This is a genomic window from Micromonospora sp. Llam0 (assembly GCF_003751085.1).
In the GTDB taxonomy this organism is placed as follows: domain Bacteria; phylum Actinomycetota; class Actinomycetes; order Mycobacteriales; family Micromonosporaceae; genus Micromonospora_E.
On the sequence record NZ_RJJY01000001.1, the window covers coordinates 1743176 to 1767161 of the forward strand.

The 23986-nt window shown below is 66.0% G+C and carries 22 protein-coding genes and 4 pseudogenes; 13 read left to right on the forward strand and 13 right to left on the reverse strand.

Annotated features, from left to right (window positions below; genetic code table 11):
* Nucleotides 1–251: 251 nt before the first annotated feature.
* The 4 genes from EDC02_RS07835 to EDC02_RS40090 all read left to right on the forward strand — a co-directional run bounded on the left by EDC02_RS07835 (nucleotide 252) and on the right by EDC02_RS40090 (nucleotide 3965).
* A complete protein-coding gene (locus tag EDC02_RS07835; RefSeq protein WP_233605788.1) occupies nucleotides 252–2042 on the forward strand; it encodes a reverse transcriptase/maturase family protein in 1791 nt (596 codons plus the stop codon).
* A gap of 78 nt (nucleotides 2043–2120) precedes the next feature.
* Complete coding sequence (locus EDC02_RS07840) at nucleotides 2121–2933, forward strand: transposase (protein WP_233605787.1); 813 nt, start codon at nucleotides 2121–2123, stop codon at nucleotides 2931–2933.
* A gap of 151 nt (nucleotides 2934–3084) precedes the next feature.
* Nucleotides 3085–3261: a hypothetical protein gene (locus EDC02_RS40085; protein ID WP_158632089.1), complete on the forward strand. Its 177-nt coding sequence runs from the start codon at nucleotides 3085–3087 to the stop codon at nucleotides 3259–3261.
* A 170-nt stretch (nucleotides 3262–3431) separates the two neighbouring features.
* A complete protein-coding gene (locus EDC02_RS40090) occupies nucleotides 3432–3965 on the forward strand; it encodes a reverse transcriptase domain-containing protein (protein WP_255500013.1) in 534 nt (177 codons plus the stop codon).
* On the opposite strand, the pseudogene EDC02_RS07855 reads toward EDC02_RS40090, so the two are convergent.
* Nucleotides 3958–4479 (reverse strand): annotated as a pseudogene (locus EDC02_RS07855) (IS701 family transposase); the annotation flags it as partial. The gene EDC02_RS40090 and the pseudogene EDC02_RS07855 sit on opposite strands and share 8 nt — an antisense overlap.
* Nucleotides 4480–4831: 352 nt before the next feature.
* Here EDC02_RS07855 and EDC02_RS07860 point away from each other — a divergent pair.
* On the forward strand, nucleotides 4832–6115 hold the full coding sequence (locus EDC02_RS07860) for an IS256 family transposase (RefSeq protein ID WP_123604599.1): 1284 nt from the start codon (nucleotides 4832–4834) through the stop codon (nucleotides 6113–6115).
* A 115-nt stretch (nucleotides 6116–6230) separates the two neighbouring features.
* Here EDC02_RS07860 and tcuA read toward each other — a convergent pair whose 3' ends face one another.
* Together tcuA and EDC02_RS07870 are read right to left on the reverse strand one after the other, a co-directional pair.
* The gene (gene tcuA / locus EDC02_RS07865; protein WP_123604600.1) at nucleotides 6231–7679 is read right to left on the reverse strand and encodes an FAD-dependent tricarballylate dehydrogenase TcuA; all 1449 of its coding nucleotides are present in this window, start codon (nucleotides 7677–7679) and stop codon (nucleotides 6231–6233) included.
* A gap of 308 nt (nucleotides 7680–7987) precedes the next feature.
* Complete coding sequence (locus EDC02_RS07870; protein ID WP_148083365.1) at nucleotides 7988–8422, reverse strand: hypothetical protein; 435 nt, start codon at nucleotides 8420–8422, stop codon at nucleotides 7988–7990.
* Between EDC02_RS07870 and EDC02_RS40095 the strand changes: the two genes are divergently transcribed.
* Nucleotides 8415–8561 (forward strand): hypothetical protein, encoded by a 147-nt coding sequence (locus EDC02_RS40095; RefSeq protein WP_158632091.1) that lies wholly within the window; start codon nucleotides 8415–8417, stop codon nucleotides 8559–8561. The genes EDC02_RS07870 and EDC02_RS40095 overlap by 8 nt on opposite strands.
* A gap of 21 nt (nucleotides 8562–8582) precedes the next feature.
* Here the strand turns inward: EDC02_RS40095 and EDC02_RS07875 are convergent, their stop codons facing one another.
* Complete coding sequence (locus EDC02_RS07875; protein WP_199757537.1) at nucleotides 8583–9062, reverse strand: tyrosine-type recombinase/integrase; 480 nt, start codon at nucleotides 9060–9062, stop codon at nucleotides 8583–8585.
* 393 nt (nucleotides 9063–9455) lie between these two features.
* Here EDC02_RS07875 and EDC02_RS07880 point away from each other — a divergent pair, with 393 nt between their 5' ends.
* Nucleotides 9456–10676 carry an IS110 family transposase gene (locus EDC02_RS07880; RefSeq protein ID WP_370461431.1) on the forward strand — a complete coding sequence of 407 codons (1221 nt, stop codon included), beginning with the start codon at nucleotides 9456–9458 and terminating at the stop codon, nucleotides 10674–10676.
* On the opposite strand, the gene EDC02_RS07885 is transcribed toward EDC02_RS07880, so the two are convergent.
* Together EDC02_RS07885 and EDC02_RS41410 are read right to left on the reverse strand one after the other, a co-directional pair.
* Nucleotides 10573–11232 (reverse strand): site-specific integrase, encoded by a 660-nt coding sequence (locus tag EDC02_RS07885; RefSeq protein ID WP_123601378.1) that lies wholly within the window; start codon nucleotides 11230–11232, stop codon nucleotides 10573–10575. The two genes, EDC02_RS07880 and EDC02_RS07885, sit on opposite strands and share 104 nt — an antisense overlap.
* Before the next feature lie 103 nt (nucleotides 11233–11335).
* Nucleotides 11336–11827 (reverse strand): annotated as a pseudogene (locus tag EDC02_RS41410) (DDE-type integrase/transposase/recombinase); the annotation flags it as partial.
* 26 nt (nucleotides 11828–11853) lie between these two features.
* Between EDC02_RS41410 and dapB the strand changes: the two are divergent.
* Nucleotides 11854–12600, forward strand: a complete 747-nt coding sequence (gene dapB / locus EDC02_RS07895) for a 4-hydroxy-tetrahydrodipicolinate reductase (protein WP_123601380.1) — start codon at nucleotides 11854–11856, stop codon at nucleotides 12598–12600.
* Between the two features lie 117 nt (nucleotides 12601–12717).
* On the opposite strand, the gene EDC02_RS07900 is transcribed toward dapB, so the two are convergent.
* The 5 genes and pseudogenes from EDC02_RS07900 to EDC02_RS07915 all read right to left on the reverse strand — a co-directional run bounded on the left by EDC02_RS07900 (nucleotide 12718) and on the right by EDC02_RS07915 (nucleotide 15599).
* Nucleotides 12718–13749 (reverse strand): IS630 family transposase, encoded by a 1032-nt coding sequence (locus tag EDC02_RS07900; RefSeq protein WP_148083366.1) that lies wholly within the window; start codon nucleotides 13747–13749, stop codon nucleotides 12718–12720.
* 346 nt (nucleotides 13750–14095) lie between these two features.
* Nucleotides 14096–14461, reverse strand: a complete 366-nt coding sequence (locus EDC02_RS40760) for a transposase family protein (protein WP_199757538.1) — start codon at nucleotides 14459–14461, stop codon at nucleotides 14096–14098.
* A gap of 11 nt (nucleotides 14462–14472) precedes the next feature.
* Nucleotides 14473–14874 (reverse strand): hypothetical protein, encoded by a 402-nt coding sequence (locus EDC02_RS40765; RefSeq protein ID WP_199757539.1) that lies wholly within the window; start codon nucleotides 14872–14874, stop codon nucleotides 14473–14475.
* Nucleotides 14843–15064: pseudogene (locus EDC02_RS07910) on the reverse strand (SidA/IucD/PvdA family monooxygenase); the annotation flags it as partial. The gene EDC02_RS40765 and the pseudogene EDC02_RS07910, both read right to left, overlap by 32 nt.
* A gap of 187 nt (nucleotides 15065–15251) precedes the next feature.
* Nucleotides 15252–15599: a ferrous iron transport protein A gene (locus EDC02_RS07915; RefSeq protein ID WP_123601383.1), complete on the reverse strand. Its 348-nt coding sequence runs from the start codon at nucleotides 15597–15599 to the stop codon at nucleotides 15252–15254.
* 13 nt (nucleotides 15600–15612) lie between these two features.
* Between EDC02_RS07915 and EDC02_RS07920 the strand changes: the two genes are divergently transcribed.
* Nucleotides 15613–16782, forward strand: a complete 1170-nt coding sequence (locus EDC02_RS07920) for an IS4 family transposase (RefSeq protein ID WP_158632086.1) — start codon at nucleotides 15613–15615, stop codon at nucleotides 16780–16782.
* On the opposite strand, the gene EDC02_RS07925 is transcribed toward EDC02_RS07920, so the two are convergent.
* Complete coding sequence (locus tag EDC02_RS07925; RefSeq protein WP_123601185.1) at nucleotides 16667–17581, reverse strand: IS982 family transposase; 915 nt, start codon at nucleotides 17579–17581, stop codon at nucleotides 16667–16669. The two genes, EDC02_RS07920 and EDC02_RS07925, sit on opposite strands and share 116 nt — an antisense overlap.
* A 202-nt stretch (nucleotides 17582–17783) precedes the next feature.
* On the opposite strand from EDC02_RS07925, the pseudogene EDC02_RS07930 reads away from it, so the two are divergent.
* The 4 genes and pseudogenes from EDC02_RS07930 to EDC02_RS07945 all read left to right on the forward strand — a co-directional run bounded on the left by EDC02_RS07930 (nucleotide 17784) and on the right by EDC02_RS07945 (nucleotide 22273).
* Nucleotides 17784–19491 (forward strand): annotated as a pseudogene (locus EDC02_RS07930) (IS1182 family transposase).
* Between the two features lie 365 nt (nucleotides 19492–19856).
* Nucleotides 19857–20384 carry a reverse transcriptase domain-containing protein gene (locus EDC02_RS07935; protein WP_233606358.1) on the forward strand — a complete coding sequence of 176 codons (528 nt, stop codon included), beginning with the start codon at nucleotides 19857–19859 and terminating at the stop codon, nucleotides 20382–20384.
* Between the two features lie 179 nt (nucleotides 20385–20563).
* Entirely contained in the window at nucleotides 20564–20806 is a 243-nt protein-coding gene (locus EDC02_RS07940; RefSeq protein ID WP_199757540.1) for a hypothetical protein, read from the forward strand.
* A gap of 132 nt (nucleotides 20807–20938) precedes the next feature.
* Nucleotides 20939–22273, forward strand: a complete 1335-nt coding sequence (locus EDC02_RS07945) for a recombinase family protein (protein WP_123601386.1) — start codon at nucleotides 20939–20941, stop codon at nucleotides 22271–22273.
* Here the strand turns inward: EDC02_RS07945 and EDC02_RS42525 are convergent.
* Nucleotides 22164–23747: an IS1634 family transposase gene (locus EDC02_RS42525; protein ID WP_123604387.1), complete on the reverse strand. Its 1584-nt coding sequence runs from the start codon at nucleotides 23745–23747 to the stop codon at nucleotides 22164–22166. The genes EDC02_RS07945 and EDC02_RS42525 overlap by 110 nt on opposite strands.
* Between the last annotated feature and the right edge of the window lie 239 nt (nucleotides 23748–23986).

Below are 23986 nucleotides of genomic sequence, written 5' to 3' on the forward strand. Positions count from 1 at the left end.
TGGTCGGCGCAACCTTCGGAGCGTGGAACGGCTCCCAGCGAGGGAGATCAAGGGAATGAGTGGGGAACCTAAAACGCGCTATTACGTATGACAGGGACGAACGTGGGATCACCTGTCGGGTGCGAACCCTATGGTGACAGAGGCCCCGTATTAGTCGTCGGAGTCACGCCCGACCAGGGAGGACGGGAAGGCCGTCCACAGGGCGAAGGGGGCCAGGTGGCTGGATACTCAACGACCGTGAGGTATGCGTAATGCAGAACGCCGAAATGGTGCTGAATGTCCTACGTGAACGCGGAAGGCGTGGCCTGCCGTGCAACGAACTGTACCGACAACTGTTCAACCCGAGCCTGTACCTACTGGCCTACGGCCGAATCTACTCCAACGACGGAGCGATGACGCCTGGGGCCTGCGGAGAAACCGCCGACGCGATGTCTTTGGCCAAGATCGACCGCATCATTGATGCGATGCGCCACGAACGCTACCGATTCCAGCCAGCACGACGCGTCTACATTCCCAAAAAGAATGGAAAACGGAGACCCCTGGGTCTACCGTCATGGTCGGATAAACTCGTCGGCGAAGTCGTCCGCCTTCTGTTGGAGGCGTATTACGAGCCGCGATTCTCCGATCGCTCACACGGTTTCCGTCCCAACCGTGGCTGCCACACCGCACTAAACGAAGTGGCAACCACCTGGACTGGGACGACCTGGTTCATCGAGGGAGATATCGCCGACTGTTTCGGAAGTCTTGACCATGAGGTCATGCTGTCGATCCTGGCGGAAAACATCCACGATAACCGGCTCCTCCGGCTCATCAAACAGATGCTACAAGCCGGGTACTTGGAGGACTGGGAGTATCACGCAACACTCAGCGGCGCCCCGCAGGGTGGTGTGGCATCACCGATCCTTTCCAACATCTATTTGGATCGGTTGGACAGATTCGTCGAGACAGTGCTCATCCCGCAGTACACCCGAAGGGCTGGCAGAACACCCAACCCTGCCTACCACAGGATATCGGCCGCTATCAAACGCGCTTACCGGCGCGGCGATCGGATAGCGGCACGCCGGCTGCGTGTGGAACGACGTGGCATGTCCGGATGGGACACTCATGATCCCGAATACCGGCGGCTACGATATTCCCGTTACGCAGACGACCACCTCCTCGGGTTCATCGGACCCAAGGCCGAAGCCGAGCAGATCAAACAACGCCTGGCCCAGTTCCTGCATGACGACCTCAAACTGGACCTGAGCCAGGACAAGACCTTGATCACGCATGCCCGCACCCAGGCTGCGCAATACCTCGGCTACGAGGTCACCGTCCAACACAGTCAGTGCCGCCCCAGCGTCAACGGCAGCATCTGGCTGCGGGTTCCCCGGACGGTGATCACCGCCAAGATCGCCCCCTACCTCGAACGCGGTCAACCCGAGCGCCGCAAGGAGTTGATGAGCTGGGACGACCACGCCATCATCAGCACCTACGACGCCGAGTACCGGGGCGTGGTTCAGTACTACCTGCTCGCCGGCGACGTGTCGAAGCTGAAACGGCTTCGGTGGGTCGCCGAAACGTCGATGCTCAAGACCCTGGCTGCGAAGCATCGCTCGACGGTGATGAAGATGGCCCGCAAGTACAAGGCCAAAATCGTCACACCGCACGGGCCGCGCACCTGCTTCCAGGCCATCGTGGCACGGCCGGGCAGGAAACCACTGGTCGCCAGGTTCGGTGGTATCCCCCTGAAACGGCAGAAGAAGGCGGCCATCAACGACCGCCTACCAGCCCCGATCACCACCCGTCGTAAAGAGCTGGTCATCCGGCTCACGGCGGGACAGTGCGAGTGGTGCGAGCGACGCGGCCCGGTGGAAACCCACCAGGTCCGCAAGCTCGCCGACCTCGACAAGCCGGGGCGACCACAGCCCGCGTGGGCGCAACTCATGGCCCGGAAACGCCGCAAGACCCTCGTGGTCTGCGCGGACTGCCACAAGGCCATCCATGCGGGACAGCCAACCGCGACACTCACGGAACAGCCGCTGGAGAGCTACGTGCGCTGAAAGGTGCCCGCGTGGTTCGGACCGGGGGCCGTTGGAAAAGGCGCCGCACACAGCGGAAACCTCGCCAACGGCCTACCGGTGTTTCGGGTACTCGACGACGCGATCGCCCAACTACCGGCGTCCTACCGGCGGAAGATCCTGATCCGCGTCGACGGCGCCGGCGCCACCCACGACCTCATGACACACCTGGAGCGGCTGAACCGGACACGACGCAACGTGCGCTTCACCGTCGGCTGGACCATCACCGCCGCCGACGAGACCGCCATCGCCCGGCTACCCGAGACCGCGTGGACCGACAGCCTCGGCCAGGACGGCACCGCCACCACCGGACAGGCACACACCGCCGAGCTGACCGGCCTCAACCAACGCCTCGACAACTGGAACACCGGGCTACGGCTGATCGTGCGACGCACCAGAGCGTCGGCCCGGCACGCGAAGAACCTCACCGCCCTGGAACGATCCACCGGCTGGCGATACGCGATCGTCGCCACCAACATCGGTCGCCTCGGACGGGTAGCCGGCTCGCACCAGCCACAATGGCTCGACGCCCTCCACCGCGCCCACGCCGGCGTCGAGGACCGCGTCCGCACCAACAAGGCCATGGGCCTACGGAACCTGCCCTCCAAGGACTGGACCGTCAACCAGGGCTGGGTCCTCGCCGCGAACATCGCCGCCGACCTCGACACCTGGACCCGGCTCCTCGGCCTACACGACCAGGCCGACCTCGCCCACGCCGAACCCGACACCCTGCGCTACCGAATCCTGCACCTCCCCGCGAAACTCGCCACCCACGCCCGCCGCACGATCCTGTCCATCCCCGACACCTGGCCCTGGGCCGAAGCGTTCACCCTCTGCTGGCAACGCCTCAGCCTGATACCCCCACCCACCTGACCCCCAACACCGGCCCCTACCAGCAGAAAGACGCCACCGGCACCAGGAGGACCGGCGCACCCGCAGCGACACGCGGCGAACCGACCCCCACCCCGAGTGGACAAAACGGTCAGCCGAACCGGACTACCAGGGATCAACACCCTCTGACGGATTGAGGTCGGTCAACGCCGAGGCGACCACCGCGGAGATCGTGACCCCGGACCGCGCCGCGTGGGACCGAGTCCCAGCGGCCACCGACACCGGCAGCTTCACCGTGAACACCACACTCGTCTCCGGCACCGCCACCCGGCCCGCCACCGCGCCACGATCGGCATACCGGCGCCCCTGACGCACCGACACCCCGAACCGCACGGCCAGCAACCGAGCCACCTCCGTGACCGAAACCCCGGCCTCGACAAGCTCGACAGCAGCGTTCACCCGCCCGGCGAACTCACCACCACCCACACGACGACCACCGGAAGCGACATCCACGTACTACCCAACGAGTCATCCACCACTTTGGATACGCCGAGGAAACTCCAACCTTCGATAACCCAGCGTCACATCGAAACAGAAGTTACCCATTGCGTTGGGGGCGTGTTGTCCCCGCTGCTGGCCAACATTGCCCTGTCGAGTCTGGACGAGTACTTCGACCAGCAGTGGCAGCGGCAGATGGGCAGCTTCCGGCAGCGAGCCGACCGCAGGCGGCAAGGCAAGGGCAACTGGAAACTTGTCCGATACGCGGACGACCTGGTGCTCATGGTGTTCGGTGACCGCCACCATGCCGAAACGCTGCACGAGGAGGTGTCCGCCGTGATCGCGGGCATCGGGTTACGGCTGGCCCCGGACAAGACCCGGGTGGTGCATCTCGACGAGGGCTTCGTGTTCCTCGGCTTTAATGTCCGCAGGCTGCGGAAACGAGGAACGCAGAAGTACTACGTCTACACGACACCGTCCCGGAAAGCCGTTCAGGCGATCAAGGACAAGGTGTCGGTGAGGACGTACAGATCAACCCGCCGCAAGGACCTGGACGACGTCATCCGGGAGCGGTGACCGCCGTGGTGATCATCCGGGACGCCAGTGTTGGTGTGGTCGCGAACCGCACCTGCTGCGGGACGCCGGCCTCGGCTCGGCGGTCGGTGCCGTCGCACCAGGATCTGGGCAGGTAGAGCGCGGTGTCGAGCATCGCGTGGACGGCGTCGGTGGCGTAGACGAGGTGCACGGCGACCTGGCAGTTCTCGATCTTCCCGGCGGTGCCGGAGTACTGCCGCTGCACGCCGACGGTGTGTCGCCCCTTCTTCAGGTCACCTGTCTCGTCGATGACCAGTACCGCCTCGGTGTCGGCGAGGTGGTGGCCGACGAAGGCGCGGACATCGGCGCGGACTGCGGCGTCGTCCCAGCGCACCCGGGTCAGCAGGTCCTGCATCCCGTCCGGTGAGGCGTCGCCGGCATGCTCCGCGATCGTCCAGCAGTTCTTGCGCGGTAACGGTGCCAGCAGGCCCCGGACGAAGTCACGTACCCGGCGGCGCGGCTCCGGCCTGCGGAAACGGTGCCCGATCATCATCATCAGGTCGTCGAACAACACCTGCCACAGGCGGGCGTCTACCCTGTATCCCGCAGCCACCGCCGCGTCATGGTCAGTCCACACAACCGCCCATGATCGACGGTGGCTGCACCCGTTCCCACACCGCACCAGACCCGCAGCTCAGCCAAGGTCAACATCCCCGGCTGGAGTACTAGCCCCAACGCCGTTCAGTTAGGTGTTGAGGCAGGGCGTCAAGGCGTAGGAACTACGACATGGCCTTGGAAATGACGAATGGAGACGTCCTCCTCCCGCAGGATTCGGGCTTGGTGTCCCAGTGCGTGATGGGGGTGTGTACAACTAACGGCGGATCTGCTGATCAAGGGAGATGCGCCAGATGACGACCGAGACCACCATCGAGCAGGAGCCCGCAGGCGGGTCGGTGGGTACGGCCACGGATGAGCAGTTGATCGCGCTGCTGGTGGACCGGGCACGCGGTGACGGGCTGAAGCTCACCGGTGAGGGCGGTCTGCTGCAGCAGCTGACCAAGCGGGTCCTGGAGTCCGCCCTGGAGGGCGAGATCACCGACCACGTCGGCTACGACAAGCACGACCCGGCCGGCAAGGGCACCGGGAACTCCCGTAACGGCACCCGGACGAAGACCGTGCTGACCGACGTCGGCCCGGTCGAGGTACGGGTCCCCCGGGATGTCGCGGGGACGTTCGAGCCGCAGATCGTGCGTAAGCGCCAGCGCAGGCTGTCCGGGGTGGACGAGCTCGTGCTGTCGTTGTCGGCCCGGGGGCTGACGCACGGGGAGATCGCCGCGCACCTGGCCGAGGTGTACGGCGCCGAGGTGTCGAAGCAGACGATCTCGACGATCACGGACAAGGTCATCGACGGGATGACCGAGTGGCAGAACAGGCCACTCGACCCGGTCTACCCGGTCGTGTTCATCGATGCCATCAATGTGAAGATCCGGGACGGGAAGGTCGCGAACCGGCCCATCTACCTGGCGATGGCGGTCACCGTCGACGGCCACCGGGACATCCTCGGCCTGTGGGCCGGTGACGGCGGTGAGGGCGCGAAGCACTGGCTGCACGTGCTCACCGAGCTGAAGAACCGGGGCGTGGCCGATGTGCTGATGCTCGTCTGCGACGGGCTCAAGGGCCTACCGGAGGCGGTCGAGGCGGTGTGGCCGGCCACCATCGTGCAGACGTGCGTGATCCACCTGCTGCGCAACTCGTTCCGCTACGCGGCGCGGCAGGACTGGGAGAAGATCGCCCGAGCGCTCAAGCCGGTCTACACCGCGCCGACGGAGGACGCGGCGACGGAGCGGTTCCTGGAGTTCGCCGAGGCCTGGGGGCGGAAGTACCCGGCGATCGTGAAGCTGTGGGAGAACGCCTGGGCCGAGTTCGTGCCGTTCCTCGCGTTCGACGTGGAGATCCGCAAGGTCATCTGCTCGACGAACGCGATCGAGTCCGTCAACGCCCGGATCCGCAAAGCGGTCCGCGCCCGCGGGCACTTCCCCAACGAGCAGGCCGCGCTCAAGTGCGTGTACATGGCGTTGATGAGTCTGGACCCGACCGGCAACGGCCGCCGCCGGTGGACCATCCGGTGGAAGGCACCTCTCAACGCGTTCCAGATCGCCTTCGAGGGCCGGCTCACCCCGGCCAACCTCTGACCACTTCAACAACCAAGATCAGCCGTTAACTTGACACTCCCAACTCAGGTCGTCCCGAGGCATGCGGCCGCACGGCGGCTTCCGACCGCAAGTGTGCTCGCGCCTGGGCAGCGGCTCAGGCGAGCGAGCCGGCACGTCGCCCGATCACCATTCCCGCAGTCAGGCCAGAACCTGTCGGGTAGTTCGCGCTGAAGAGCCCTCCAAGCGCTTCACCGCATGCGAAGAGTCCGGGGATGGGCTCACCCGACCGATCAAGCACCCGGCCATCAACGTCACCGCGAAGACCACCGAAGGTGAAACTGATTCCACAAGTCACCGGATACGCGTAGTACGGTGGAACCTCGACCGCCGATGCCCAATTGCTCTTGACTGGCTCCACCGCTGCGCTGCGGCCATCCTTGATCGTCGGATCGAGCGGACGGCTGGTATCGATAGATGAGTTAAACTCCCGAATCGTCTGCACGAATCCGTCGACATCGACATCCATGACCGCTGCAAGCTCTTCAACACTGTTGGCGACAACCGGGATGATCCCGGGCATCTCGTACTCGTACGCCGCCAACATCGGGCGCGACTTCGCATCGAATACCTGAAAAGCTACCGAACCCGGCTGTTCGAGGATCACCTTGCCGTACTTCGCGTACGTATAGTTGCGAAAGTCCGCGCCTTCGTCGAAGAACCGTTGACCCTGGCGGTTGACAACGATGCCGAGCGGATAGCCATACCGGCTGAGTCGGTTCGTCAAGGCGCGATTGCTCTCGTTCTCGGGAAATGACGCGTCCCACGGAACGCTATGGCAAGTCGACCAGTCGCCTCCACGATCTGCACCTATCTCAAGAGCCGCGCGGATCAGGTCACCGGTGTTGTACGGCGTGCCACGCACCTTCGCGTGCTGCCAGCCGTCTCCCAGGTAGCGCTGACGCCATTGCGCATTCGCCTCGAAACCGCCGCTAGCGATCACCACCGACTCCGCTGGAAGCTCCTGATCGCCTATCCGAACGCCAACGACCGAACCGCCATCAGTCATCAGCCCTGTGACCGGGCAGCTGTAGTGCACCTCGACCCCGAGGCGTGATGCGACGCGCTCATGGACCGACATCAGCCCAGGCCCGCCGTCGAGGTTGCACACGTGCGAACCACCCCAGAACACGAAGGTCCCGTCGGGATGCTCGTGAGCTTGCCGCTCGTACATCAGCTGGAATCGCAGTCCCAATGCATGCAGCCAGCGGACAGCGTCACGCGAGCCTTCGACGACAGCCTCGGCAAGTTCCTTGTCGCCCCGCCCTCCGGTGACTCGCTCCAGATCGGCCAGGAACTCGGCCGCCGAGTACGGCGGGACCTCAGTACGCGCGTGACGCTCATCAGGATCGAGGACCTCGAGCAGGTCGCCGAGCCCGTCGTGCACCATCCGGGTCGAACCTAGGGTGTAATAGCTGTTCCCACCGGCCTGCGCCCACGGCGCCTTCTCCAGCAGCACTACGCGTCGCCCACGCTCGGCCGCCGCGTGAGCCGCGCAGTAACCGGCGTTTCCTCCGCCCACCACAACAACCTCCGGATCGCGCATGTCCACCTCCCCACCGACAGCCGCATTCCTTCGGCAACCAAGCTGCCTCGCCAACCCAGGTGAATTGCCACCGCAACCCGAACGGCCGGCATCGACTGTGGTCAGGCGGAGCGGCGGCACTATCCGCGCGCGCCGCAGCCGGTCCTTGGCCCGCCGCTCAGCCCGCAGCCATGAGCTTAGCCTAACCTAAGTTGTGTGTTCGTGTGTTCTGGGCCACTGCCAGTGATGGGTCTGTCAAGTTTTCGGCCCTGGCTCACGTCTGGCGGTAACAGTGAGTAGTGGTCTTGTGGGTCGAGCGGCTACGCCTGTCAATAAGTGCAATTGGGGCGTATGGGGTAGCGAGCTGAGTTGTGGTTTTCGCATGACAACGCCCAGCCCTGAGATTCCAGCGTTGACGGCTCGCGCAGGCTCCCCTCGGGGCAGCTACCGAAAGTCACCACCGGATGTAAGCCAGGGCCGTTGTTCTTACAGACCCAGGCGTAGGTGAAGGCGTCGATGTCCCGGTCGGTGAGGCGGTTCAGCGGCCGGCTGGTCTGGATCAGGAGCCGGGCGGGTACCTGCGAAGCGGTGGCGAGCCGGACCCGTTCGGCGAAGCCCAGCTGCGCCGCGGTGCTGAGGAACTGCGCCAGGTCGGCGCCGACCTGGCAGCCCTGCACTTCTCGCCAGATGCTGGAGAACTTGCGCTCCAGCAGGTAGTCGTAGCCGGGTCGCAGACCGCCGTGCAGGATCAGGAACGTGATCAAGGGTCGGGTCGAACCGTTGGCGGACAACCGCACCGGCAACGGCTCGGCCGCCCACGCGGCCGGGTCAGGCCACCGGGTGAAGAACGATCGCGCCGCCGTCCAGTACGCGGTGTTCCCGCGACCGGTCCGGGCCAGATAGTCCAAGTAGGACGAGTGAAGGTCATGACTGGGCACGGATACGCTCCCGGGCAGCGTCGAACTCGGCCTTGACATGCGCCGGCGCGAGATGAATGTAACGGGCGCTGCTGTCCACGTGGGTGTGCCCGAGCAGGGCTTCCATGACCGCCAGATCGACTCCGGCCTCGGCGAGCGCGGTGCCGAACGTGTGCCGCAACGCGTGCGGGTGCCCGCCGCCGATCCCCGACAACCCACGGTGATAGCGGAGGATCGTACGCAGCCCGGCCGCCGTCAACGGCTGCCCACGGTTGGGGCCCTTCGCCACGATGAACACGGTGGCGCTACTCGTTTGCGGGCGTTCGGCCAGCAGGTAGACCTGGATCACCGAGGCCACATCACCATCGAGTGGGACCCGGCGTTCCCGGTTGCCCTTGCCCACGACCTGCAACCACCTTCCGCCGATGTCGACATCGGCGACGGTCAGGGCGAGGACCTCGCACGAACGCAGGCCGCAGTACAGCATCAGGCCGGCGATCGCCCGGTCTCGCCAGGTTCGGGAGCTCTGGCCAACAGGTCAGCCGCCTGGGGCTGGGACAACGGCCGTGGCAGCCGACGAGGCTCGCGTAGCCGCAACGCCGACCTGCTATTCGGAGGCCGCGCCGTGTGCGCCAGCAGCCCGTTGCGTTCCCCCCGTTACCTTTTTGATCGTCCCCAGCCGGGGACGGCTCGGTCGCCCGGCTCGGTATGACTGAATGCCCCTGTCGTACGCATGATCCGGGGGGTGTTGTCGCCGAGCCGGGTGGCGTCGGCGGACCGCTGATAGGGACCCGGCCACCCCGTCCGTGGGGTAGGTCTCTCCGTAACGTGGATGCCGGCAGTCCGACGCTATGACCGGCGGCCGAGCCAGGCCATCGCCGTGAGGAGGCAAGCTGTGCACGACGGGTTCGGCGTCTTCATCGGACTCGACGTCGGCAAGGAAGGACACCACGCGGTCGCGTTGAACCGCGACGGCAAACGGCTGCACGACGCGACCCTGCCCAACACCGAAGCCGGGCTGCGGAAACTGTTCGACAAGCTGGGCCGGCACGGCCGGATCCTGGCCGTGGTCGACCAGCCCGCCTCAATCGGCGCGCTACCCGTCGCGGTCGCCCGCGCCTGCGGCCACCAGGTGGCCTACCTACCCGGTCTGGTCATGCGCCGGCTGGCCGACCTGCACCCCGGCACCGCGAAGACCGACGCCCGCGACGCGTACGTCATCGCCGACGCCGCCCGTACCCTGCCTCACACCCTGCGTCGGGTCGACACCGGCGATGAGGCCCTGGCAGAGCTGGAGGTGATGGTCGGCTATGACGACGACCTCGCCGGCGAGGTCACCCGCGTGGGCAACCGCATCCGGGGCCTGCTCACCCAGATCCACCCACCCCTGGAACGTGTTCTGGGACCGAAACTGCAGCACCCCGCCGTCCTGGAGGCCATCTCGCGGTGCGGCGGACCCACCGGGCTACGCAGGGCCGGCCGGGCGAAACTCACCGAGATCGTCAAGGCCCGCGCGCCACGCATGGGTGCCCGCCTGGTCGAACAGATCTTCACCGCGCTCGACGCGCAGACCGTCGTGGTCCCCGGCACCACCGCCGCCGAAACCGTCCTTCCCCGACTCGCCGACAGCCTGCGTGACCTGCTGCGCCAACGCGACCAGGTCGCCGAACAGGTCGAGGGGATGCTTGATGCGCACCCTCTCGCCCCGGTCCTGACCTCGATGCCCGGCATCGGCGTCAGGACCGCGGCCCGCATTCTGCTCGAAGTCGGCGACGGCAGCTCGTTCCCCACCGCCGGCCACCTGGCCGCCTACGCCGGTCTGGCCCCGGTCACCCGCCGCTCCGGCACCAGCATCCGTGGTGAACACCCGCCCAAGGGCGGCAACAAGCAGCTGAAACGCGCGTTCTTCCTGTCCGCGTTCGCCGCCCTGGCAGACCCGCTCAGCCGCGCCTACTACGACCGCAAACGCGCTGAGGGCAAGAAGCACAACGCCGCCCTTATCTGCCTCGCCCGCCGCCGCGTCGACGTCCTCCACGCCATGCTCCGCACCCAACGGCCATACCAGCCCACACCGGCGGACGAACCCCGCCTCGCTGCTTGACACAACCCATAGGGCACCCCCCCGTAGCCAGTCGGCGGGCCTCCCGCCCCTTCGGCACCGGGCTGACCGCCGTCGGGTCCCGCATCGACCGCATCGTGAACAGCCCCGAGATCGCCGCGAGCCTGCCGTTGATGGTCGTCGCCGCGTACCTGTCGGCACGGCCTGCACGCAGCCGGATCACGTTCGGGAACAGCCCCGAGATCGCCGCGAGCCTGCCGTTGATGGTCGTCGCCGCGTACCTGTCGGCACGGCCTGCACGCAGCCGGATCACGTTCGGGCCCGGCCGCCCGGGAATCCCCGCCTCACGGCACGCCCGTAGAAACCCCAGCAGCACGTCCGTGGTCACCGCGTCCAACGCGACGTTCTCGCTCACCAGCCACCGGCAGAAGGCAAGCAGGTCGAAGCCGTAGGCCCGGACCGTCCTCGGTGAGTAGTTGCGGTCGCTCAGGTACGCCAGATACTCATCGACCAGCGCACAGCCAGCCGACGCCGCTCCAGCGAGCATCCAACCATCGCCACGCTGCACGAGCCGCAACGACTCATCGATCCCACCCATAAGGAACAGATGTGTCGGCAAAGAACAACCCGGACAAGGACCCGAGCTGTCTCGGCGCGTCACCTGACCTGCGAAAACGCAGCGATTAGTCGGTTAAGAGGCACACCTTCGGCCGTGAGTGCGAGCGGGTCACGGTGAGGTCCTCGAGCAGGCCAGCGACCGATCTCGAGGTCATCGAGGTGCCCCGGTCGGCGTGCAAGCCGTGCACGCCGGAAACCTCAGGCATCATCGACGCTGCGAGGGGCCCGGACTCGCGGGCATGGACCCGCACACCGACGATGTACCGGAGTGGACGTCGATCATCACGTAGGCGTCGTAGTAGACGCCCTTGACCGGGCCGGCGAGTTTCGTGATGTCCCACGTGTACACCTGCCGCAGGGCGTCGGCGACCAGCTCAGGCCGGGTGCCGGGCCAGCCGGCGACGCTCTTTGATCTGCCGGTGTTCGCGCAGGATGCGGTACATCGTCGCGATCAATCCGACGGACACACCCTGATCTAGCGGGGCGGCGTAGATCTGCGCCGGAGCGGCGTCGACGAACTCCGGGCCGTCCAGCATGGCCAGGACCGGGTAGGAAACACGGGGCACTGGAGCCGGGAGTCAACATAGGTTAGGCTACCCATATGACTCGAGTTGCTGTGTTGGGGGCCCGCGGGCGGATGGGCGTGGCGTCGGTCCGCGCAATTGAGGCCAGCTCCGACTTGACCGTGGTTGCCGAGATCGACATTGATGACGACGTGCAAGACATCGTCGCCCACAACGCTGATGTCGTGCTCGTGTTCTCGCCACCGGACGTTGCCCACGAGCAAGTCCAATGGTGCATCAAGCAAGGGATTCATGTGGTGGTGGGGACATCCGGCTTCGACGAGCAGGCTGTGGAGCAGATCCGCGCAGCGCTGGTCGACCATGGTGACGTCAGCGTGTTCGTCGTTCCGAACTTCTCGGTCAGTGCGGTGCTGATGACCAAGTTCGCCACAAAGGCCGCCCCGTACTTCGAGTCTGTCGAGATCATCGAGATACATCATCCTGGCAAGGTAGACGCGCCATCGGGAACGGCGCAGCACACGGCCGAACTGATCGGTCGCGCTCGCGCCGCAGCGGGTTGCGCCCCATCACCAGATGCCACCTACCTCGACCCACATGGCGTGCGCGGCGGGCGGATCGAGGGAGTCTCCGTACACTCGGTCCGAGTCCGTGGGTTCATGTCATCGCAAGAGGTGCTGTTCGGCGTCGACGGCGAAATTCTGAGGCTGCGATACGACTCCGTAACACGCGAGTCCCTCATGCCCGGAGTGCTCACCGCGCTACGCGCCGTCCCAAATCTCACTGGAGTGACGGTCGGGCTCGACGCCGTACTGGACCTGGGCTGACACGAGGCAACAACAGGGCGAGGTATGGACCTTTGTTTGACCCGATTTGATAGACAGGGTCGGTAAGTTGATCTCAACGCTACCAAGAGAAATAAAAGTTAGCGGACTCAAGAAACCCTATTCGGTGATGTAGCGTAGGCTCGGGTCAGCGAAGAATGCGCGCACGATCTGCGGGGTTTCCTGGAGGCGCTGCAGAGCATTTTCCGCCGCGCCCATCAGTTCGCCGAGGCTGCGCACCACCTTCTTTCCGATTTGGTCATGCTTGACGTTCTTCCACACCCACTCATCGGGGTTGAGCTCCGGCGAGTACGGCGGAAGGATAAAGAGGCGCAGTCGATTGCCCACTTCCTCAGAGGCAAGGAACGTAGCCACCTTTTTCGCCGTATGGGCACTGGAGCCATCGACAACGAGGAAAATCTTCCCGGACACGTCGTGCAACAACTGCTTTAGGAACTCGATGAACTTGGCTGCGGTCATGCTGCCGCCGAACAGAGAGAAGTGGATCGCACCCTTGCTGCTGATCGCTGAGATCATGTTTACTGACAATCGCTTACCAGTGCCGATTACGACCGGGGTTTTTCCGACAGGAGCCCAAGTGGTTCCGGAATGGTAGTCAGTTCGTACACCGGACTCGTCTCCCCAGTAGATCACTGCGTCCTGAGCTGCGGCTTCTTCCTTGATCGCGGGGTACGTCTCCTCCTTCCAGCGGCGCACTAGATCTGGGTTCTGCTCGTAGGCGCGCACTAGCGGGCGCTGGGGAGACATTCCCATTCGGTGTAGCAGCCGCCCAACCGAGGGAAGGGATAGCGACACACCGAATTCTCGCTCTATAAGGTCGGCCACGATCTTGCGGGTCCACAGCCCAAAGTCAAACTCCAGCTGTTGCGGGTTCTTCTTCAGAAGAGCATACAGTCGCGCTTCTTGAATTCCCGAGAGTTTCGGTGGTCTACCTGTCCCCGATCTCACGGCCAAGGCTTCGGGCCCGCGATCACGGTAAGCTGCAATCCATCCGAACACCGTAGACCGGCCACAGTCCAGCGCCGCCGCTATCTGCGCAACGCTCGCTCCGTTCTCGGCCATACGCAAAGCGATCTGCCGAGTCTGTTCCAGCTCAGCCCTTGGAATCCGCTTTTCATCTTTCCTCGACACCAAATCAGGAGATCACAGATCAGGGCTTGCCGCAATACCTGACACTCTTTTGACTCCAGTAAGTTATGAACTGGTTAGTACCATGCTGGTTGGCCTGTGGGAATAGGTCTGTAGTGTGTCAAAACTCCGTTCTGGACTGTGACCTGGCATGTTGAAGATCGGCTCGGGTCATGGAGATGACCCGGACCGCACATGCAGTGAGGCATGTCCGCCAGCGTTGCAGTGATCATCATCCTATGGCGGTGCGGCTACTGTATCTGTTCATGATTCGGGTGTTCGGCGGGCTGGGACTACTGGCCCGCGGCGACGCCGCATCGCTGGCCGAGGTGCTCGCATTGAAGCGATCTCACCGACTTTCCGGTAGGTATTTGTATTCGAAGTGGGTCAGGTGTAGTGCTGCCGCGACGATGTCGCCGATTCTGCGTGGGCTGGCGGTGGTGTGACGAAGTGCCTTCCACCGTCCGACGAGGATGGCGAAGCCGCGTTCGCCCTGGCGGCGCAGGCCGCGCAGGAGCCGGTTGTAGAAGCGGTTGTCGGGGGCGAGCCGGCTGCCGTCGGTGGGCTGCTTGACCGGGGTCTTGATGCCCTGGCCTGCGTTTTCGTAGCCGGAGTCGGCCAGTGTCGGCAGGTCGAGGGTGGCGGCGGCCCAGTTCAGGGCGGCGGTGACGCCGAGGGTCTGGGCGCAGGTCAGGTCGTGCGGGTGTCCGGGCATCGCCGGCGAGGTCAGATCGGCAGTCCGTCAGGGCGGGTTACCGATTGGACGTTCGCGCCGAAGTCGCGGTGCTTTCCGGAGTACCAGGCGTCGTTCGTTTCGCCTTTGACGGACAGGGTGGTCTCGGTGAGCCGGTCGCAGTCGAACAGTTTGCCGTCGAGGATGACGTGGGACCAGCCGTCGTCGGCGACCCGACGCAGGGCGGTGTGGAGATCCTCGGCCTGGGCGTTGAGGACCGCGATGCCCTCGGCCAGGTAGCGGTAGGAGGTCGCCCGGGAGATGCCGAAGCCGGCGCCGATCAGCGCGATGTCCTCGCCCTTGCTGAACCAGACGTGTACGAGTAATGGCCTGGTAGGGGTAGGACTACTTACGCGTGTCCGGGTCCTTGAGGAAGGAGACCTGCATTGTGGCATCGTTGAGGAGCATGCCTCGATGCCAGCCGAACCGAGGGTGTTGCTCAAGGAACCGAGTGTCAAGAGGTCGCGCGACGGTGGCGTTGTGCTTGGCGACGGCAATCGCCAGTGCAAGATTCGAGGGCCCGAGCCCTACGCCGACGAGATCGGGACGGGCGGCTGGGTGCCCGAAACTGCTGGTGGCATGCACTTCCCATCGGGTGGGCTACCGCACGCTGCGAACAGCCGGGCCAGGTTGACCGTGCTGCGACCCGGCGGACGTCAGGAGCCCAGGCCGACCGAGGATTCGCCCGCGACGCCGCGACCTGGCTCGAGGCCTGTGTTAGGTGTCTAACCTGAACATCGACTGTTGTCGAGGGTGGCTTGGGTGGACCTGGTCAGGTCGGAGATACGTAGACCAGGCTGGCGAGCTTGCGTGTAAGCCGAATGGTGACGCGGCTGCGGGTGATCAGCACTCCATGGTCGTCCGAAGTGGCCGTCACCCGTGCGCCAGGGATGATCTTGGCGGCATGTAACCGCTGCAAGAGGACAGGATCCCTCTGTGCGCCCTCGGTGAGCCGGCGCACCGTCACGACTTCATCAGCCTGCAACAAGCCGAGCTTCCGGTCAATGCCACGTAGCCTAAGTTGATCTTGGGTTTGACCTGCGGGTTTGATGTGGACTCCTGGGCGGTGCGGCGTGGCGGGACGACCACGGCTCGGCTGACTGTTTTGATCACGGGTCATGTCGGTGGATGTGGTGGACCGTCCAGTGGTACGGCCGGATCAGGTGACGCTCGGGGTGCTGATCTCGCAGGTGTCGCGGGAGGAGGTCGACGCCGCGATCGAGGTGTGCGGGGTGCGGGAGCAGCGGTCGGACGGGAAACTGCCGGCGCACGTGAGCACCTACCTGACGTTGGGGTTGGCGTTGTTCCCCGACGATGACTACACCGAGGTCGCGACCAGGGTCACCGGGTCGTTGGACCGGTTCGGGTGCTGGGACGCGGCGTGGAGCGTGCCGACCTCGAGTGCCATCAGCCAGGCGCGGAAACGGTTGGGCCGCCGGGTGTTCGCCGAGCTGTTCGAGCGCACGTGCGGGCCGGTCGCGGGCGAGGCGGGCCCGACAGCGCCGGCGGGCGCGTTGGGGACCGCGCGGGGGTCGTTCCTACGCCGGTGGCGGCTGCTGGCGATCGACGGGTTCACCGTCGATGTGCCCGACAGCACGGCCAACGCGGCCGAGTTCGGCTACGCCGGGTCAGGGGGGAACCGTTCCGCGTTTCCGAAGGCCCGGGTCGTGGCCCTCGCGGAGTGCGGCACCCACGCCTTCGTCGCCGCCGAGATCGGCGCCTACCCGGAAGGGGAGAAGACCCTCGCGCAGCGGCTGTACCCACGGCTACGGTCCGACGAACTACTCACCGCCGACCGGGGGTTCTACTCCTGGCAGGCGTGGGACACCGCCGCCGCGACCGGCGCCGCGCTGCTGTGGCGGGCCCCGACCCAGCTCGACCTGCCCGTGGTCAAGATCCTGTCCGACGGCACCTATCTCACCGTCCTGATCAAACCGACCGTCCGTGGCGGTCGACGGGAACGACTGCTCGCGGCCGCCCGCGCCGGAGCTGACCTGACCGACATCAACAGCGTTCCCGACGCGTTCGACGACCGGGGCCTGCCGGTCGTCCACCTCGCCCGGGTGGTCGAGTACGACATTCCCGACCGCGTCGGCGACGGCACCGGCGAGTTGATCGCCCTGATCACCACCATCGTCGACCCCGCCGACGCCCACGCCGACGAACTAGATGATCGATTCCAAGGGGTCAGTGGTCGAATGCGGTCAGGGAGCGCAGGGTCGGTTGGCCGGTGTGCCAGTTGTGCCAGATCGCGGCGGTCAGGGCGAGGACGCGTTGCAGGACCCGGACGGCGACGCCGGTGATGGTCCGGCCGCCGTGCTGTTCGAGGTCGAGTTGGCTTTTGAAGGTCTGGTTGACTGATTCGATGGTCTGCCGGACGGCGCGGAGCAGGCCCCGGCCGGGTCGTGCGGGTTCGGTGCGGTACGCGGGGCGTACGACGGTGACATCGTTGTCGTTGAGCCAGATTTCGGTGTCGCGGTCGCGGTAGCCCTTGTCCACGACCAGGATCACCCCGTCGGGGTGGTGGAACATGCCGGGTTGCAGGGTGACCAGGTCGATGAGGACTTCACGTTCGTCGGTCTTGGCGTTGGTGAGGGCGAACGCGACCGGCAGTCCGTGGACCGTGGTGACCAGGTGCAGGCGTAGTCCCCAGAACAGCCGGGAGTGGGAGGCGCAGTAGCCGTAGCCGGCCCAGCCGGCCAGGTCGGAACGCTGCACCGTCTCGCGGGATGTGCCGCAGGGCACGGGTGTGGAGTCGGCGATCCGGATCGGGTGCCGCCACGGGTCGGTGTCGGTGGCGAGCACCGTGATGAAGTGGGCCAGTTGGGTGGTCAGCGCTCGCAGCCGTTTGTTGTAGCCGGGCTGTTTGGGCAGGTGGGGGAACAGGTGGATGATGGATTTGCGGGCGTAGCGGATCCAGCGGGTCTCGTTGTGGTAGCCGAGTAGTGCCTGCATCACTGACACCGTGATGAGTTCGGCGTCGGTGATCCGGGCGGTGATGCCGACCGCTGGACGCCACCGGTTGAGGTGCGGGGACGCCTTCAGTTCGTCGTCGATCCTGACGTACAGTGCGGTCGCGAGGGTGTCCAGATCGACGTGCACGTGGCCTCCATGGTTTCGCTGCCTAGGCAACGTTGATCATGGATGCCCTCGCGTCCGCTTGCTACCCCGTATCCCTTGGAATCGATCATCTAGCTGGCGGCTACCACGAGCGGTGGGAGGAGGAAACCGCCAACGACGACCCTGATGGCTTATTCGGCCGTGTACCCGTCTCCTTCGGTGGGTCAGTAGGGTTGTTGTGGTCATGTCGATGCAACCGAGGCCGTGGCCAGACGTTCCGGAGCAGACCGCGCGGATGGCGCGGGCGGCGTTCCGGAAAGGGAACCTGGCGACGCGGATCCGTGACGAACTCGGCCAGGTGTACGAGGACGCCCGGTTCTCGGCGGCGTTCGGGCTCCGGGGACGGCCGGGGATCTCCCCGGCACAGTTGATGACCGCCAGCGTGTTGCAGTTCTCGGAGAACCTGACCGACCGTCAGGCCGCCGACGCGGTCCGGGACCGAATCACCTGGAAATACGCCCTCGGTCTGGAACTCGACGATCCGGGTTTCGACCCCACCGTCCTGTCGGAGTTCCGGGACCGGCTGGTCGCCGGTGACCTGACCAGCCTGGCCCTGGACGCCCTGCTGCGACGCCTGGCCGGGCTCGGACTGGTCAAGGCCCGGGGCCGCCAACGCACCGATTCCACCCACGTACTCGGCGCGATCCGCGACCTCAACCGCCTCGAACTGGCCGGAGAGACACTACGGGCGGCGTTGGAAGCCCTCGCCGCGGCGGCACCGCACTGGCTCACCTCGGTCATCGACGATTCCTGGACCGGCGTCTACGGCACCCGCGTCGACAACCTACGCCTGCCCGAGAGCCAGACCAGACGTGACGAGTTGACGGTCCGCTACGGCATCGACGGCTACCACCTGCTCGACGCGGCGCACCACCCGGACGCACCGGAATGGCTGGCACAGATCCCAGCGACACAGACGTTACGCCTGATCTGGATCCAGCAGTTCTACCGCGACACCGACGGCGCCGGGCAGGAGGCGCGACGGCGGGAACACGCCCCGGACGGGGACGGTGTCCCGCCCGGCAGAGACCGCCTCATCTCCCCATACGACCCGGACGCCCGATACAGCGTCAAACGCGACACCGGCTGGGGCGGCTACAAGGTCCACTTCACCGAGACCTGCGACCCACCGACCGGCACCACCGGCCGGGAAACCGGACGCGGAGAACACCCGAACCTGATCACGAACGTGGCCACCACCACCGCGACCGTCCCGGACTCGGCCATGACCGCCATCATCCACCAGCGACTGGCCGACAAGGCACTGACTCCCGCCGAGCACCTCGTCGACTCCGGATACCCGTCCGCCGAGATCACCGCCGCCCGCCGCCCGCCGGCACGGGATCACCCTGACCTCCCCGATGCTGATCGACCCGTCCGCGCAGGCCCGCGCCGGGCGAGGCTACGACAAAGCGGCGTTCACCTTCGACTTCGACACCCGCCACGGCGTCTGTCCCCAGGGCAACACCAGCACAAGCTGGTCACCCTGCCGACAACGCGACACCGACACCATCGTGGTGTCCTGGCCGAAGAGCGTCTGCCAGCCCTGCCCCACCCGCCAGGAATGCACCCGAGGCACCCGCCGCCAGATCACCATCCACCCCCGTGACCTACACGAAGCCCTCACCGCTGCCCGCATCCAGCAGAACACCTCCGAGTGGAAGGCCCGCTACGCCGTCCGCGCCGGAGTCGAGGGCACCATGCGCCAAAGCACCCATGTCACCGGGATCCGTACCGCCCGTTACCGAGGCCTGCCCAAGACCAGACTCGAACACACCCTCACGGCCACCGCGATCAACATCATCCGCCTCGACAGCTACTGGACCGGACACCCCCTCGACCGCACCCGGACAACACACCTCCAACGCCTCGACTTCACCCTCGCCGCCTGACCTACACCGAATAAGCCATCAGGGTCCAGGCAGGGAGCAAAACCGTCTGACGGATCGAGGTCAACCCGGCACGGACGCGGACGACCCGATACCGCTACCGGGGTGCGGCAATCCCGACACCATGGGCGAGCACGACCTGATCGACACGTTGCTCAACGAGCTTGTGGAGAGCCGGATGCCCGGCCAACGGGCACGTCCGGTTCGGGAGGCGGGCCGCAGAAACGGACCAGCGGAAACGCTGGCACCGCGCTGCGGTCCGACCTCACAACCTCGTCACCGATTCCGCGTTCTTGCTGGTTGCGTGGAATCGGGTGCGGAGTAACAAGGGAGCCCGTACGGCTGGGATCGATGGCCGAACCGTCGTGATGGTCGAAGCGGGCTTGGGGGTTGAGGGTTTCCTTGCCCAGCTGCGGTCGCAACTCAAGGACCGCAGTTTCCGACCGGTTCCGGTGCGGGAACGGATGATCCCGAAGGCGAATGGCAAGCGGCGTCGTCTGGGTATCCCGACCGTCGCGGACCGGGTGGTGCAGGCGTCCCTGAAGCTGGTGCTGGAGCCGATTTTCGAGGCGGATTTCCTCCCGTGTTCCTACGGGTTCCGTCCCGGGCGTCGGGCTCATGACGCGATCGCTGAGAGCCGTCATTTCGCCTCCCATCACTACGAGTGGGTGGTCGAGGGTGACATCGAGGCATGCTTCGACATGATCGATCACGCGGCTCTGATGGACCGAGTCCGTGGCCGGATCGGAGACAAGCGGGTCCTGAGCCTGGTGAAGACGTTTCTCAAGGCGGGCATCCTGGAGCAGGACGGCGCGCTGCGAGGCAGCGACACCGGCACTCCGCAGGGCGGGATCCTCACGCCCCCAACGCAATGGGTAACTTCTGTTTCGATGTGACGCTGGGTTATCGAAGGTTGGAGTTTCCTCGGCGTATCCAAAGTGGTGGATGACTCGTTGGGTAGTACGTGGATGTCGCTTCCGGTGGTCGTCGTGTGGGTGGTGGTGAGTTCGCCGGGCGGGTGAACGCTGCTGTCGAGCTTGTCGAGGCCGGGGTTTCGGTCACGGAGGTGGCTCGGTTGCTGGCCGTGCGGTTCGGGGTGTCGGTGCGTCAGGGGCGCCGGTATGCCGATCGTGGCGCGGTGGCGGGCCGGGTGGCGGTGCCGGAGACGAGTGTGGTGTTCACGGTGAAGCTGCCGGTGTCGGTGGCCGCTGGGACTCGGTCCCACGCGGCGCGGTCCGGGGTCACGATCTCCGCGGTGGTCGCCTCGGCGTTGACCGAGTTCCTTCAACGGGGTCGCAGTCAGCGTCCGCGCTGGTGAGCGACCGGGTGGTCGAGACGGAGTTCGTCTTCGACCGCCACGGCGCGGCGGATGTGTCGGCCGCCTATCAGGTTCTTGTCCCCCAACGGCGGGCCCGGCTTGGTCGCGACGCCGAGATACGGAGTTTCCTTGATGACGAGCGCGGCGATCTACGCCCGGGTGTCCTCGGCCCGGCAGAAGCAGGACGACACGATCGTGTCGCAGACCGCGGCGGTGCGCGCGCACGCCGAGCGGAATCGGCTTGAGGTGCCCGCCGAGTGGGTGTTCGAAGACGAGGGACACTCCGGCGCGACCCTGGTCCGTCCGGCCCTGGAGCGGCTGCGGGACCTGGTCGCCGGCGTCGGGGTGGATGTGATCCTGTGCTATTCGCCGGACCGGCTGGCCCGCAAGTTCGCCTACCAGGCACTGCTGATCGAGGAGTTCTCCCGGGCCGGGACCCGGGTCGAGTTCGTCAACGGTCCTCGCGGGGACAGCCCCGAGGACGCCCTGCTGGTGCAGTTCCAGGGCATGTTCGCCGAGTACGAGAAGGCGCAGATCCTCGAACGCAGCCGCCGCGGGAAGCAGCACCGGGCCAAGGCCGGATCTGTCAACGTCCTGGGCGGCGCCCCGTTCGGCTACCGCTACGTCAAGAAGAGCGACCATGCCGGCGCCGCCTACGCCATCGTCGAGGGCGAGGCGGTGCTGGTCGCCGAGTTGTTCCGCCGCTACGCCGACGACGGCGCCTCCATCGCCGACCTGACCCGGTGGCTCACCGAACAGGGCGTGCCCACACGCACGGGCAAGACCCGCTGGGACCGCTCGGTCGTCTGGGCCATGCTCCGCAACCCCGCATACGCAGGCCAGGCGGTCTTCGGCAAAACCATGACGATCAACGAATCCCCAGGTCTGAACCGCAGAGCCCGGCTTGAGGGCCGGGCCACACCACGCGCGGTCAAGGTCGTCGACCGGCCCCTCGCCGAGCAGATCACCATCGCCGTCCCGGCGATAATCGACGAGCAGACCTTCGAACGGGTCGCCGGGCGGCTGGTCGACAACAAGCGCTTCGCCGCCCGCAACACCAAGATCCCATCCCTGCTGCAGGGCCTGGCAGCCTGTTCAGGCTGCGGATACGCCTACTACCGGACCAACACCACCACGACCGCGAAGAAGAAGATCTTCTACTATCGATGCCTCGGATCGGATGACTACCGCTACGAAGGCGGCCGGGTCTGCGCCAACAAACCGGTCCGCGCCGACTACCTAGACCAGGTCGTCTGGGACCACATCGGCGCCCTGCTCACCGACCCGACCATGATCCGCGGCGAGATCGACCGCCGCCTAGACCCGTCTTTCGCACATGCGGTTGGGTGGTCGTTGGTCATGGCCAGCGGGGTTGGGTGGGGTCGACGTGGAGTAGTCGCAGGAGTCGGGTTTGTAGAGGCCCGGGTGTGGGGATGGTGGCTGCTTCGTTCGGGGGCGCGGGGATGAGTCGGAGTTCGCCGAGTGCTTGCAGGATGAGCCGTCCGGTGGGCTTTCGTGGGCGGCGGTCGTTGATGTAGAAGCCACGTATCTCGGTGTCGGGGGCGAGGTTGCGGCGGACTTCGCGTTCGATGAGGCAGAAGATGAGCAGGGCCAGGCAGATCACGGTGATCAGGGCGGTGATCCGGCGGTTGTTGCGTAGGAAGATCGGTGCGACGGCGAGGGGGCCTTTGAACTCGCTGTAGCGGCGTTCGACGGTGGGTTGGTCCTTGTAGCGCAGGAACACGTCGGTGGCGTCGATGTCGGCGGGCAGGTTGGTCAGCAGGGCGTACCAGCCGTCGGCGGCGGCTTCGGCGTCGAGGGCTGCCTGGTCGAAGGTCCAGGCGAACGTCGGTTTGCCGGTGTCGTCGGTGGTGATCGTGGTGTGCAGGTGTGCGCTGATGCGGCGGCGGCGGGCGATCGCGGTGGCTTTGGTGGTGACGGCCTCGATGGTGCGGTGGTGGCGGGTGCCGGCGGTACGGGTGAGGGTGTCCAGTTCGGTGCGGGCCTGGGCGAGTCTGAGCGCGCGGGCCTTGGCCTGGGCGGTGGCGTTGGCGGTGGAGTGCACCAGGATCCGCCGTAGGGTGTGTACCGGGTCCTTCTTGCGGGGGCCGGTCAGGTCCATGGTGTCTTCGTCGACCCGGTAGGTGCACCGTTCGGTGTGTGGTCTGCCCTCGTCGCGTTCGGCGACGTAGTCCACGATCGTGGCCCGGGACGGGTCGAGGCCGGCGAACAGCCCGTCGGGGACCCGGGACGCGGCCAGGGGCGCGATGAAGGTGACCTGCTCGGTGGTCATCGCGGTGACGTTGGGGTAGGAGATGAGTTTCGAGTCGCCGACCAGCAGGAAGTTGCGGGGTGTGGCCAGGGCTTGCAGAGCGCGCATGGTGTCGGTGACCTGGGCGATCTCGGCGGCGTTGCCGTCATAGGTCCGGCTGAGGACGGGGACGGCGCCGTCCGCGGTGACGGCGAGGCCGGCCTGGATCTGTTTGAGGTCGGTGCGCCGGTCTTTCGGGTGGCCGTAGGCAGGGGTGGGGTACTCGTCGTCGACGTGGTCGTATGCGCCGTACAGCGAGATCGAGGTCATGTCCCAGTGGCAGCGGGTGACGTCGATGCCGAATGCCGTGATCGCGGTCGCGCCGATTGATCCGACGACCTGGTCGGCCTGATCGGCGAGGGCGTCCAGGGCCCGGCCCAGCCGGTCGTCGTTGAGCAGGTCGGGATCGATGTCGTAGACCTCTTCCACCGCCCACGCGTGGGCCCAGTCGGCCACGGCGACCATCGCCTTCGGACTGGTCAGCCGGTTCGCGATCAGCGCCTCGATGACCTGCCCGTGGCTGATGGAGGCGACCTCCCGTATCGGGCAGGCCCGGTCCACCACACCCGCGATGTCCAACCGGCGGGAGAAGTCCGCGATGACCGGCAGCGACCCCAGCTGCTTCTCCACCCGACCCGTCGCGGCGACCCGCGTCCGAGGCCGCCGCGCCACCCGTCGAGGCCCACCAGATCTACTCATGGATCAGCAACGAACCAGCCGCACGCCCGCAACGCAAGTCACTCAACCGCATGTGCGAAAGACGGGCCTAGAGCAGGCCCGAACCTCCGACCCGGTCACCCACCAGCGCAAACGCCTCGAGGCCGCCCTCGCGAAAGCCACGGCGGCGATCACCCGCATGATCGAGGCAT